This window comes from Neobacillus sp. GCM10027624 (assembly GCF_042675345.1).
Lineage (GTDB): Bacteria > Bacillota > Bacilli > Bacillales > Cytobacillaceae > Neobacillus > Neobacillus cucumis_D.
In genome coordinates this window covers 263,408-276,481 of the sequence record NZ_JBHTHD010000002.1, presented here as the reverse complement: position 1 = coordinate 276,481, position 13,074 = coordinate 263,408, and the positions used below count along the sequence as shown (strand labels likewise).

12 protein-coding genes and 1 pseudogene are annotated in these 13,074 nt (G+C 38.9%); 10 read left to right on the top strand and 3 right to left on the bottom strand.

The features are described from left to right. The first annotated feature begins 103 nt into the window (after window positions 1-103). Window positions 104-1,099 (top strand): ABC transporter substrate-binding protein, encoded by a 996-nt coding sequence (locus tag ACFQZ9_RS01365; RefSeq protein ID WP_498941975.1) that lies wholly within the window; start codon window positions 104-106, stop codon window positions 1,097-1,099. 144 nt (window positions 1,100-1,243) lie between these two features. Further along, window positions 1,244-1,483 carry a hypothetical protein gene (locus ACFQZ9_RS01360; protein ID WP_498941974.1) on the top strand — a complete coding sequence of 80 codons (240 nt, stop codon included), beginning with the start codon at window positions 1,244-1,246 and terminating at the stop codon, window positions 1,481-1,483. A gap of 63 nt (window positions 1,484-1,546) precedes the next feature. Here the strand turns inward: ACFQZ9_RS01360 and ACFQZ9_RS01355 are convergent, their stop codons facing one another. Both ACFQZ9_RS01355 and ACFQZ9_RS01350 read right to left on the bottom strand, forming a co-directional pair. Next, window positions 1,547-2,542 (bottom strand): LLM class flavin-dependent oxidoreductase, encoded by a 996-nt coding sequence (locus tag ACFQZ9_RS01355; RefSeq protein WP_498941973.1) that lies wholly within the window; start codon window positions 2,540-2,542, stop codon window positions 1,547-1,549. 18 nt (window positions 2,543-2,560) lie between these two features. After that, on the bottom strand, window positions 2,561-2,845 hold the full coding sequence (locus tag ACFQZ9_RS01350; protein ID WP_498941972.1) for a DUF3219 family protein: 285 nt from the start codon (window positions 2,843-2,845) through the stop codon (window positions 2,561-2,563). A gap of 215 nt (window positions 2,846-3,060) precedes the next feature. On the opposite strand from ACFQZ9_RS01350, the gene spxA reads away from it, so the two are divergent. From spxA to ACFQZ9_RS01330, 4 genes and pseudogenes are all read left to right on the top strand, one after another. Then, window positions 3,061-3,456, top strand: coding sequence for a transcriptional regulator SpxA (gene spxA / locus ACFQZ9_RS01345; RefSeq protein ID WP_198312250.1), 396 nt, complete (start codon window positions 3,061-3,063; stop codon window positions 3,454-3,456). Between the two features lie 111 nt (window positions 3,457-3,567). Continuing rightward, window positions 3,568-3,981 (top strand): RrF2 family transcriptional regulator, encoded by a 414-nt coding sequence (locus tag ACFQZ9_RS01340; protein ID WP_198312251.1) that lies wholly within the window; start codon window positions 3,568-3,570, stop codon window positions 3,979-3,981. 97 nt (window positions 3,982-4,078) lie between these two features. Then, window positions 4,079-4,420: an IDEAL domain-containing protein gene (locus ACFQZ9_RS01335; RefSeq protein ID WP_498941971.1), complete on the top strand. Its 342-nt coding sequence runs from the start codon at window positions 4,079-4,081 to the stop codon at window positions 4,418-4,420. Window positions 4,421-4,619: 199 nt separating this feature from the next. Further along, window positions 4,620-5,288 (top strand): annotated as a pseudogene (locus ACFQZ9_RS01330) (DUF3231 family protein). Between the two features lie 77 nt (window positions 5,289-5,365). Here ACFQZ9_RS01330 and ACFQZ9_RS01325 read toward each other — a convergent pair. After that, entirely contained in the window at window positions 5,366-6,454 is a 1,089-nt protein-coding gene (locus ACFQZ9_RS01325; RefSeq protein ID WP_498941970.1) for a GerAB/ArcD/ProY family transporter, read from the bottom strand. 458 nt (window positions 6,455-6,912) lie between these two features. On the opposite strand from ACFQZ9_RS01325, the gene ACFQZ9_RS01320 reads away from it, so the two are divergent. The 4 genes from ACFQZ9_RS01320 to ACFQZ9_RS01305 all read left to right on the top strand — a co-directional run bounded on the left by ACFQZ9_RS01320 (window position 6,913) and on the right by ACFQZ9_RS01305 (window position 12,885). Then, window positions 6,913-7,209: a heterocycloanthracin/sonorensin family bacteriocin gene (locus ACFQZ9_RS01320; protein ID WP_498941969.1), complete on the top strand. Its 297-nt coding sequence runs from the start codon at window positions 6,913-6,915 to the stop codon at window positions 7,207-7,209. A 166-nt stretch (window positions 7,210-7,375) separates the two neighbouring features. Then, window positions 7,376-9,334, top strand: a complete 1,959-nt coding sequence (locus ACFQZ9_RS01315; protein ID WP_498941968.1) for a putative thiazole-containing bacteriocin maturation protein — start codon at window positions 7,376-7,378, stop codon at window positions 9,332-9,334. Then, on the top strand, window positions 9,334-11,274 hold the full coding sequence (locus tag ACFQZ9_RS01310; RefSeq protein WP_498941967.1) for a TOMM precursor leader peptide-binding protein: 1,941 nt from the start codon (window positions 9,334-9,336) through the stop codon (window positions 11,272-11,274). The genes ACFQZ9_RS01315 and ACFQZ9_RS01310 overlap by 1 nt, the downstream gene beginning before the upstream one ends. Before the next feature lie 21 nt (window positions 11,275-11,295). Beyond that, complete coding sequence (locus tag ACFQZ9_RS01305; RefSeq protein ID WP_498941966.1) at window positions 11,296-12,885, top strand: SagB family peptide dehydrogenase; 1,590 nt, start codon at window positions 11,296-11,298, stop codon at window positions 12,883-12,885. The last annotated feature ends 189 nt before the right edge of the window (window positions 12,886-13,074 follow it).

The window sequence follows — 13,074 nt, the reverse complement described above, 5'->3', positions numbered from 1 at the left end:
TCTTTAATGTTTTTGAAAAAAACATGGGAGGTTCTGGTAAGGACTCCACACCTTACTGAATCTTTTTTTTTACATCGTTTGCTACATACGAGGAGGAATCGAGATGGAAAAATATCGTAAGCATGTATCTGGATTTGTATTGACTATTCTTTTCATATTGTTATTAGCAGGATGCAGTTCATCCATAGGAAAAACAAACGCTCAAAACAAAAATGAACCAGTAGAGGTGAATATTGCGTTAAATGGGAAAATGGGTCCTTTGGCGATTGCACGCGAAAAGGGGTGGTTTGAAGAAGAGTTCAAGGCCTTAAATGCGAAAGTGAAATGGAGTGAATTCACAAGCGGGCCGCCGCTATTAGAATCGCTTGCATCGAATCGTGTTGATTTATCGTTTTTAGGAGATGGCGCGTTAATCGCTGGTATTGATAAAAATCTCCCATTCGAGGTGATTGGGCAAACCGGTACGGGAGAATCGAACGTACGAATTTTAGTTCAAAAAAATGGGGACATCAAGAATGTCAATGATTTAAAGGGGAAAACGGTTGGTGTTCCTCTTGGTACAACTGCCCAAGTGTATTTAATTAAGGCTTTAAAAGCCAATGATTTAACGATTAATGATGTAAAACTAATTAATCTTCAACCGGATGATGCCCAAGCAGCCTTTCAGTCAAAAAAATTGGATGCTTGGGCCGCCTGGAATCCCTACTATTTAAATAATGTGGAAAAAGGAAATGCGATCGCTCTTGATGTGAACAAAAAGATATTTGCCCCGGGTGCCATCATTGCCCGCAATGATTTTGCGAAAGAACATCCTGATCTTGTTCAAGCCTATTTACGAGTTTACAAAAAAGCTGCTGATTGGCAAATTGCTAACCCGAATGAAGCATCTAAGATTTATTCTGCTCAAACAAAACTTCCGGCAGATCTTATTTATAAAATCATCACAGTAGAAAAACCATCGATATTTTTTACAGAAGAGTCTATCAACGCACAACAAGAATCCATTAATACCTTGGCTGATGCCGGTTACATCAAAAAATCATTTAATTATAAAGATCAAATCCACAATGAATTTATTGATAAAGCATTTAAAAAATAACACCAATAAATGATGAACAAAAATGCTAAACTCAAACGTATTTGAGTTTAGCGTTTTTTCGATTTTCGTTCAAAATGTATTCAATATTAACGAATTTCAAAATTAAATTTTATGGTACAATCTATCTAAAGGAGATGATCCGGCATGACCGATAGAGAACTTTTGGAAGCCATATTTTCAGAATTAAAAGAAGTAAGAAAAGATGTTGATGGATTAGACCAAGAGTTAAAAGAGGTAAAAAGGGATATTGTTGGTCTAGACAAAAGGTTAGAGGTCCAAAATGAAATACTTAGGACATTTAAATATGATATTGATTTTATTAATGAAAAACAAGCAAAACAGGATTTAAAAATAAATCGAATTAGTAAACAACTCGAAGTCTGAAAAATAGAGACCTCGAGTTGCTGTGTGTATCAATTATAAATTATAACAAAAATCGTTTAAAAATCATGAAAGAACTTCAGCGGCAATTAGTTTATAGGACTCGATCCGGTCCCTAGGAGAGTGGGTAATTGTCACAATCATGATTTCATCCACTTTAAATTTAGCTTGTAACGCAATCAGTTTGTTTTTACACTCCTCGGGATTACCAATAATCATATTCTGTTTCATTTTAGCCAATTTTTCAATTTCTTTCTCAGTAAGTTTATATTCTTGGGCTTCTTGGATGGAAGGAACATTTTTTCCTTCACCATTTTCTTTTTGCAATGACCAAATCAGATTACTCAACGCAATCTCTTCTGCTTTTTCAGAAGTCTCTGCACAAATCACGGAAACCGTTAATAATACTTGAGGTACACGACCATGTTTCCTTGGTTGAAAGGCATCTAGATATTGTTGAATAATAGGTGCTCCATCATTGTCGCTCATAAACTGACCAAATGCATAGGCCAAGCCATTTTCTGCGGCAAGTAAAGCGCTTTTTTTACTTGTGCCGAGAATCCATGGCATAGGTGTGATATCTGGTATTGGTGCGGCAGTAACATTTGCGTACTTATGATCCTTAGGGAAATCATGGTCAAAAAAATGAAGCAGTTCTTCTAGCAAATTCGGCATTTTATAAACTTCTTGCAAAAAATTATCTGATAAGGCATTGGTTACTTCGGCAGACCCGCCTGGTGCACGGCCAATGCCAATATCGATGCGATTTGGAAACAACGTAGCCAGCATATTGTAAACCTCTGCTACTTTATAAGGTTTATAATGCGGCAATAATACCGCCCCTGAGCCAATTCGAATCCTTTTTGTATGTGCTCCAATATAACTTAGCATCACTTCAGGTGCAGAGCAGGCAAGACCAGGTAAATCATGATGTTCGGCAATCCAATATCGAGTATACCCAAGCGATTCTCCAGCTTGCGCAAGCTTCATCGATTCAATTAACGCATCTTGCGCGGTTTGGTTGGAGGAAATGGGAGATTGATCTAATATGCTTAATTTCACCACATCATTTCACCTTTCCTAATTCTTCACTTCAAGTAAAGATAATTGAAATTCTCCAACTTGACCTTTTTCATATAGGTTTGTAACAGAAGTGGAATATTGCTGAATGTTTGCTCTAAACGATAAGTCTCTTTCAGGAATTTTTACATCAAAGATTCCTTTATATAACAATGTCGTTATATCGTGATATTCTTCACTTGAAACTTTAAAATCAATGGTAATTTTATATAAACCGTTCACTGTCTCTTCTTTATAATTGTCAACATGGATCACTGTATCAAATAAGATTATTTCTTTTATCAAAAAATCATCCCCCTGAATAAATAATAAACGAAAACCATAAAAAAACAGTTGACGAAATGAACTGTAACAATTAAATTTACAGTATAGATATTTTGCAAATGAGTTGCTTGAGATGAAATTATATAATCTTTGTGGTTAAACTGTAAAGTTTTTTATTACATTTTATTATTTTGATGCGTGTGGAAAAAAAATAAACTCTTGGAGCGTGAAAAATAATGGTGACTTTGTATACAACAACGAGCTGTGCTTCTTGCCGAAAAGCAAAAGCTTGGCTTGAGGAACATCATATAGATTTTGAAGAAAGAAACTTATTATCTAAGCCACTTACAGTTGACGAAATTAAATCGATTCTTCGTCTGACAGAAGAGGGTACGAGCGAGATTGTTTCAACAAATTCAAAAACCTTCCAGGAATTAAATATAAATATTGAAACTCTTCCGCTTAATGAATTTTATCAATTAATCATTGAGAATCCTAAAATGTTGCGCCGGCCCATCATCATGGACGAAAAAAGATTACAGGTTGGATATAACGACGAGGAAATTCGTAGTTTTCTGCCACGTAAACTTCGCACATTTTTGAACCACGAAATGCAAAAAATGGCTAATTAAAATGTAATAATAAGTACAAATTAAATATTTGACAATCCAATCTGTAACGATTAGTATTACAGTACGATAACGAATGGAAAATAGATGTGATTGTTTCTTAGGAGGCAGACCATGAACAGTGATTTTACACTTGCCATCCATAGTTTAACGTTTCTTGCGCTGCAGCCGGATCGGATGTCAACGAGTGATGCTATTTCAGAAAGTGCGGGTGTCCACCCGGTACGTATCCGTAAAGTGTTAAGTTTGTTGAAAAAACATGGATTTATAAAATCGAAAGAGGGAACGGGCGGCGGCTTTCTTTTTGCTCTCGACTTAAATGATATTAATCTTTGGGATATATATAAGATTACATCTGAAGGTGCCCTGCAGCCTAAATGTCCTGAATCAAATGCGAAGTGTATTGTTGGCGCCAATATGCAAAATGTCCTATGTAGTATTTTTTGGGGGGCAGAAGTACATCTGGGTGAATATCTTAAGGACTACACCATTAAAGAAATTGTTGATCTTATCAATAAAGAAAAATAAGTCGCATCCTTGCAAGCTTATTTTTCATTTAAATGTAATAAAAAAAATTACAGTTTGTTAAAATGGCATTCAAAATAATTGAAGAAGGTGAGAAAGAATGTTATCCAATAAGCAGGCTATTTTAAAAACAGGTGATTGGATTAAGGGAAAAGCACGAGATGGGGAATTAATCATTGGTTATATCGAATCATTGTCGCCAGAAATTCCAGAAGAAGTAGTTAAGGTAACAGTGGTCACTAGTGATAATAATGATATGATTGGAAAAACCATTCCCTTGTTAAGTAAACGGGTTAATAAACTGCCTATTTCAAAAGCGATCAACAAGGAACAAATTCGATTTCTTATCGACTTGGCATTATCGACAGGAGATGAGGAATGGTTTTTGGAACTTTCTTCTAAATTAACCTCAATAGAGCAGCTAGTTAATGGAGTATATTAAAATCTTAAAATTAGATCCATCAACCATTATGAGAAAAATTCAAAATATAATATATCTTGCAAATTGCATTTTCCCAATGTGGAAAATGCAATTTTTATTTTACCACAATAGGGGTCTGCCAGAACGTTTTATCTGTATACCTTTATCATAGTTACCATAAAATAATCACAGATTAAAGAATGAAATAAACATAACCATATTGGAGGTATTTCTTTTGGGGATTTTTAATAAAGAAAATAGAAACACCTTAACCTCTGCAGAAGTATCCGCTCTTTGGCTTCAGTATATGGGTGATAGCATGGCCATTTGTGTTTACAAATATTTTCTTACAATCGTTGAAAATCGAGAGATCAAACGCATTATAGAATCTTCCTTACTGTTATCTGAAAGCCATATCAAGAAAATTACCGAATTCCTGAAAAGTGCAAATTTCCAATCGGATTTACAGAGAATGATGTGAATCTTAATGCCCCACGTTTATTTTCTGACCAGTTTTTACTTTTTCATGGTAAAAAACGTTACATTAGCGGGAAAAGATGCTGAAAGCTTTGACACAATTTTACAAGAAGATCATTTACCAATTCCCAAAAGATGGGATGCTGAAATTACTGATTCTACCATAAGTCCGTTTTCAGACAAATTGATGATGTCTCATGCATCGTTTCTAGTCAATGCGGCTCTTTCCTATTATGGTGCAGGATTAGGATCCAGCTTAAGATCGGATATGATTTTAAACTACTATAAGGTTTTTACTCATGCCATGGAGGCTGGTGTTATTTGTTACAATATTATGGTGAAACATGGATGGTTGGAAAAACAACCAGAAGCGGTTGATAGAAAATCCTTGTCACAGGGCTCTAGGAAATGAAACGATTATGTCCTACATAAAAATTACAAAATTCCTATTTTAAAATAAAAAGAGCCAACTTGGCTCTTTTTTGATTTTCATTTTTTCTTCACCTTCTTCACCAGCAACACCAGAAATAAAAGTATTGGAATGTATCCATAATTTATGTAAAAAGCTATTTTCCCTGTGAAATTGGCGAACAAATAGATTTGCTGCCTTGTTTTTAAAAAATTAATAATGATTATTATGGCTAATGATATGACAAATACCCCATATTTTTGTTTCAGATTGACCACGTTTTTTACAATGCGGCTAGCACACCAAACGGCAATACAAAAATTGGGGAGAATGAGGATATTCCAATTGGCAATTCCAATAAATTCAAATCTTTCGACAAAAGGCATTTCAACGATTTTCCACATCGTCAAAGTTGCCCACCTGTTCTTTTGAAGCTGTCCCTCTGAAAAATAAGAAAATGTTAGAATCGTAAGAAGCGTATAGATCATCGTGGTAAAAAGGACAGCAAGATGGGCCCATTTCTTTGATTTATCCGGTTCCTTAATGAACGGATAAACAAATAATAATACTTCATAGCCGAGATAAGTGAGGGACATTTGATAAGAAGCCTTGATTAGGTCCATTATCGAGTGGTCTAGGATGGGTAGTAGGTTTTTTATATCTGCATACGGTACGGTAAATAAAAATGTGAATGCTAAATACGCAGGAAGAACAACTCCAAAGAATGCGACACCTGTAACGGTTCTGAACCCTCCGAAAATAATATAGATGGCTAAACCACAGAAGGCCAAGGAGAACCAGAATGTACTAAAATCTTCGAATATCCATACCTGAATGACCTCAATAAAAATCCTAACAGTAGCTACGGCAACAAGAATAAAATATAAAACAAACGGGGCAGACATGAGTTTCCCGATTTTCTTCCCAAATACAAACGTATGAGCTGTCATAATATCCCCATTAACTGTTTCGACAATTTTATACATCATCCAGAGTATGAGATGGATGCTCAAACCGGCAAAAAGAACCGATATCCATGCGTCATAACCTGCAGTTTGGGCAATATAGCGCTGGAAGCCAAGTACCCCTATGCCAAACTGCATAGAATGGACGAGAAAAAAAACTAAGAAAGGCGATATCTTTGCTTTTTCAGGCACTAATTGCTCCATGGTTTATCCTCCGGTCTTACATCAAAAAGCCTATAAAAAATTAGGTTTTTAGTATTTCCTCAATTGGAATAATTATGAATGTCACCCTTTTTTCTGGAAGGAATAGGTATATCAGATTTTTGTTGGATTCGTTTATCCTTTCAACCTACCGCCATATCCCGCAACTCCTTAAAATTTAGCTTATCAAACTTTTTCTTGAGAATTCCAATGAACAAAAGACAGCGGTACATGATCACTATCAAAAGTGCTTACTGATATGAAGAAACAACTATAGGCTTTTTCATCGTGAAATAGGCGCTTAAATCAGTAACAGCAACCTAATAAGAATCATAATTTGTTGAAGAGAGTTCACGTAGGATTGGTTAGTTTCATATACACCAAACTGACAAACTACACTTCGTTAAACTCTGGTTTCAGGTGTCCTTAAACCTGATTATAAGTACAAAGGGGAGGAAAAAATGCAGAATTTTCATAATGAGCTGCAAGGGTTGGGTATCGATCCTTATCAAGTTGGTGAATTAGTTCCATTGAATTTACAGAGCTCTGATCCGCGCGTGTTTCGCTGTGGAGGCTTTCGCTGTGGAGGTTTTGGTCGCTGTGGAGGCTTTGGTCGTTGTGGAGGCTTTGGCTTTCGTTGTGGAGGCTGCTTCGGTTGTGGCGGCTGTGGCTTTGGTTGCGGCGGCTTTGGTTGTGTCGGATTTGGTTGTTTTGGTTTTGGTTTTAGCTGTGTTGGCATCGGTTTCGGATTTATTTAATGGGTTTAGATTCTGGAAAACTGCTGAAAAAAAATATGATTTTGTGAAACAAAGTGCCCCTGCATGTACATGTGCCGCAGGGGCACTTATTTTATCATATTGGACAAAAAATCGTACATAAACTGATAGTGCGCAAGTAGTTACGATTAGAATAAGGAGGGGCCGAATGACAAATCTTACCTCGTCCTCACGTTTGAAGGCTAAAAGGGATACATTTTTTATCCCGGATCCAAAGGGTGGAGTTTATTTTAGAAATAACCTCAATTCATTTCGATTGGAAGGTCAAACCATCTATCAATGGATTGAAAAATTGTTGCCGATGTTTAATGGGGAACAAACATTGGGAGCTTTAACAGAGGGATTATCAGCACCATACCGTGACAGGGTATATGAGATTGCAGAAACGTTGTACAAGAATGGGTTTGTTCGCGATGTAAGCAAAGATCTTCCCCATCAATTAAGACGTCCAGTTCTTGAAAAGTATGCTTCACAAATTGAATTCATTGAGAATTTTACGGAATCGGGTGCTTACCATTTTCAAGAATATCGACAGGCTAAGGTTCTGGCTGTCGGCTCAGGGCCCATTTTGGTCTCGTTGGTTTCTGCCTTATTGGAATCGGGGCTGCCCAAATTAAATGTATTGGTAACTGGTACAGTTCCAACCAATAGGCAGCGGCTCCATGAGTTGATCCAGAATGCGAGAAAAATTGATTCCGATGTGGAGCTCGAGGAAGTATCCTATCCTAAAGGAGCCGAGGAAAATTTTTGGAAACAAGTAGTTCAGCCCTATGATTGGATTCTGTATGTGTCACAGGATGGAAATCTAAATGAATTAAGGAATCTGAATCAGGTTTGCCAAGAAGAAAAGAAGTCATTTCTCCCTGCTATCTGTTTAGAAAAAGTGGGACTCTCCGGCCCGTTAACCCATCCAGAAACAGAAGTATGCTTCGATTCTGCATGGCGTAGAATTCATCCATCTCTTGTGGAAGCCGAGGAGCGAACACAGTCATTCTCTTCCACCTCTGGAGCGATTTTGGCAAATGTGTCTGCATTCGAATTTTTCAAGAAAGCTACAGGAATCGCAGGCTCAAACCAAGATAATCAAATTTATTTGCTTAATCTTGAAACGATGGAAGGTGACTGGCTTTCATTCATTTCACATCCCTCTGTATTGTCAAATAGTGTGAGACCCGGGCTGGTTGATGATCTTGATGTAAGACTGAAACAAGAATCTGACAGGAATGAACAAAAGGATTTGCTTGAATACTTCAGTCGATTAACTTCAGAAGAAATCGGTATTTTCCATACCTGGGAGGAACGAAATTTACCACAGCTTCCTCTTTCCCAGTGCTATGTTCAGACCGTTAACCCTGTGTCAGAGGGACCTGCAGAACTACTGCAGGAAGTTGTCTGTTTAGGTCTGACACATGAAGAAGCGAGAAGAAATGCCGGATTGATCGGGATCGAAATGTATGTTTCAAAAATGATCGATTCACCTGTTTATGGGTTTAGAAATCAGATAGGTCATGCTCATGAGAGTCTTCCTGAAGGTTTTATTGGTATTGGTTCAGGAGAAAACATCGCTGAGGCTGTTTGTCGAGGGCTGCAAGCCTATCTAGATGAAGAATTGAAAAATAGAAAAGGAGATCACCAGAATACGGTTAAGGGTGTACAAATGGGAGCCATAGAAGATAAAAAATGCCGATTTTATTTAAATGCCCTTACTACCTTAAATGGTTCACCGGCCATTGGGTTAAAAGAGGACGTATTTGGATTCCCTGTGGTTTGGGTAAGGTCAAAGGGCTGCTGGTATACAGGGGTAGGTTTAAATACAACCTTGGCATTGCAAAATACTTTGCAGCAAGCACTTTTGGATGCGCAAAACCAGAAGAATTCCGGAGTGAGGCATGAGAAGGAGTCTATGATTTACCTTAAAAAAAATGAAAACAAACTCGAAATCCCTTCTTGTGAGGAAATGACACAATTGGAACTGTTACAATCTTCCATTCAGGTTTTAAATCGAAGCAGCAAACAGCTATTGGTTTATGATCTGTCGATTGAGCCGTTTTTAAAACAAGAGCTGGCCGGGGTGTATGGTGTGCAGGTACGAGAGGGGGATTCATAATGACTGCACAGATTCTAATAGACGGAGATGGATTATTAGCAGATTATGTCTTTGAGCAATTGTCCGCTACCTATCAAGTTAGACGTCAAAGCATGAATGAAGAAATTCCCGAAGAAACAGAATTGGCTCTAGTGCTTGACGATACTTGGCATCCATCCAAACATCGAAAAGCGGATGAGAGATTCAAGGCCGCCGGTATCCCTTGGCTTCGAGGTTTTGTTTCGTTTGGTGAGGGAATTATTGGCCCTTTCGTACGGCCCGGCACTCCAGGATGCTCCCACTGTGCTGACAAACGGCGCTTGCTTGCCGGACCTGACCGACTTGAAATGTCGGAGATTCAGGCAAGATTGACAGTAGGATCAGCTGTTACGCGAGATGCATGGTCATCAAGAATGGGATTAATGCAAATGGCTATCTTCATCCATAACGAAGTTCAGAAAGTTCTTCAAGGAGATTCCTCGTCCTTAGAAGAAAGGATGTTCATTACCAATCTGAAAATGTTAACGAACTCCCGTCATTTTTTCTTGCCTGATCCATTGTGCCCGATTTGCAGTCCATTACCTGAAGACTCACCAGAATTAGCTCAAATTAGGTTAGAGTCCAGTCCTAAAATAAATGGTGAAGGGTTTCGCTCTCGTTCCATGGATGAATTGAAAACAGTGCTAGTGGATGACTATCTGGATTTTCGTACTGGCATCATGAATGGAAAAATCGAGGATTTCAGGCTGCCATTTGCAGATGTTTTGGTTAACATGCCGTTGTTTGGAGCGGACGAGGGAGTTGCTGGTCGTACTATTTCATATGAAATGAGTGAGTTAACTGCGATTTTGGAGGGGTTAGAGCGATATTGTGGAATTGAACCTCAAGGGAAAAGGAAGAAAGTTCGGGAAAGTTATCAGCATTTAAAGGAAGTAGCATTAAATCCAGCCAGAGTAGGATTTCATGACCAGATACAATATGCAAAGCCTGGTTTTCCATTTAAACCGTTTCATCCTGATCAACCAATGAATTGGGTCTGGGGTTATTCCTTCATGCAAGAACGTCCTATACTCGTTCCGGAGCTACTTGCTTACTACAGTTTGGGCAATGGGGAGGGCTTTGTTTATGAAACCTCCAATGGGTGTGCTTTAGGAGGGAGCTTGGAGGAAGCCATATTCCATGGCATTATGGAGGTCGTCGAGCGCGATTCCTTCTTGTTAGCCTGGTATGCACAGCTGCCCCTTTCACGTCTTGATCCTTATTCTGCTAACGACAAAGAATTAGAGTTAATGGTTGACCGTATACGTGAGGTGTCGGAATATGACCTATATTTTTTTAATTCGACAATGGAAAACGAGATTCCTAGTGTTTGGGCAATAGCCAAAAACAGAAGATCAAAGGGTGTCAACCTCATTTGTGCAGCAGGTGCGAATCCTGATCCTGTAAGAGCAGTAAAAAGCGCGATTTACGAGCTCGCTGGAATGATGGTTAGGCATGACGAAATATTGGAGAAAAACCGGCAGAAATATGAAGAAATGCTTAAAAATCCATTTGCAGTCCGGAACATGGAGGACCATGGCCTGCTTTACGGACTGCGGGAAGCAGAGGAGCGGTTGAGCTTTTTATTGGATGATCAGCGGCCATTACGGACATTTGCTGAGGAATTTACACAGCCTCCGGTGTACACTGATTTGAAGGATGATCTTCAGGATATTCTTCAAAGGTTTCGCGCGTTAAACCTCGAGGTCATTGTGGTGGACCAAACGACACCGATTACCAAACGGAACGGTTTATTCTGTGTAAAGGTGTTGATTCCTGGTATGTTACCAATGACATTCGGACATCACCTTACTCGTGTCAAAGGGCTTGAAAGGGTCCTCCAAGTACCAATGAAGCTTGGATATGCCAAACAGCCGTTATCGTATGAACAGCTTAATCCCTATCCTCACCCATTCCCATAATGAAGAATAGGAGGTGTAAGAGTGAACCTAGAAACATTTCTTCATCATCTTCACTTTGATACGGAAAAACTGGCTCCGCCTGATTGGGAAGTAGATTGGCAAGACGCACCACTTCCCTATAAACTATACCGCGGCTTGCCTGAGATTCCACTATCAGGAGATGTTCCGTTAACTCTCAAGGAACGAGATGCTCAGGCCAATCCCGGACTAGAGGAGCTCGGGTCTTTCTTATGGTATATATACGGCCTTACTCAATATGCTCAATTCGCTCAATCCTCCTTCATAGAAGGGACTGAGGAAAAAGGTGCTGTAAGCTATGCCCAGTTATTCCGCAGATATGTTCCCTCGGGAGGAGCATTGTACCCGAATGAATTATATGTGTATGTAAAGCTGGAGGGGGCACCACAGGGAATTTACCATTACGATGTGGCACATCACCGCCTCCTATTGCTGCGAGAAGGAAATTACGATTCCTACTTATCTAGAAGTCTTGGACATTGTGACGTTTCTGACTGTTTCTGTACTGTTTTTGTCTCGACGGTTTTTTGGAAAAACTTCTACAAATATAATAATTTTTCCTATAGACTCCAAGGATTAGATGCCGGTGTGGTAATTGGGCAATCGTTAGAAGTGGCCAATCGGATGGGATTCTCTTCACGGGTATGCTACCAATTTCTTGATCGGTCTATCAATCATTTACTTGGACTATCCGAACAGGACGAAAGTGTATATGCAGTGCTCCCATTATCTATTTATCCATCTATCTCTTGTGTTGATCACGATAATGAAGAAGCAAATGTTTCTGCCGTTGATTTATCTCAGGAAGTGCCATTTCTGAAGCATGAAACCTATAACCGTTCAAAGAGAATCATTGATTACCCGGTGCTGAAAGAGATGAATGAAGCATCGATGCTTGAAACGACACAGTCATTTGTGAAGATCATAAAAGAGAATCGTGGCAGCATTCCCTTAGGTGTGGAGTTAATCATGCTGCCATTTACCGAATCCCCTTCATACGATCTTGCATCCGTTTGCAGGGAGAGGCGTTCTCCCGATATTGATTTTATAATAGGGAAAGTTAGTCAAACACAACTATCCACTTTGTTAAAAGAGACTTTTCCATTATCTTATCAGAATGACCTAGATGACACCCATGTGGGGCTTGCGACTCGTTTTTCTTTGTACGGCAGTTTTTATAATGTAGAAGGAGTTCCAAATGGTACTTACTCCTATGACAACAACACTCATGGACTTTGCAGAATCACGCAGGGAGATTTTCGGGAGTATTTACAAAATGGATTAACAATGCCCAATTTAAATCTGTTTCAAGTGCCGCTCTGCCTGCATGTCGTCGGAGACAAAAATCACCTCAAGGAGAAAATGGGGTTTAGAGGATATCGGATTCAACAGATGGAAGCAGGCATTCTCTTGCAACGCCTGCTCTTGGTTTCGTGTGCTTTAGGAATGGGGGGCCATCCTCTACTAGGATTTGATGTGAACCAATGTGATGAACTTTACAGAATCCATTCGAAAGGAAAAACCAGCTTAATCCAAATCCCTGTGGGTCCTTACCGTCCCCGTGCCTGGTTAAAAGGGAGTTTGCTTAGCTAGGTGCGACATGGGTAGCGTAAAAAATAACATAAGTTAGGGGCCTTTATAGGCTCTTTTTGTTGGAGATATTTAATATCCGTGCTGTGCAGATACGAGAATATGAAGAAGGAACAAAAGGTTGGTATAAACCCAAAAATCATGACATACATTCTAGAAAAATGTAAAATTGGAAGTTGTTTACTACAAGCT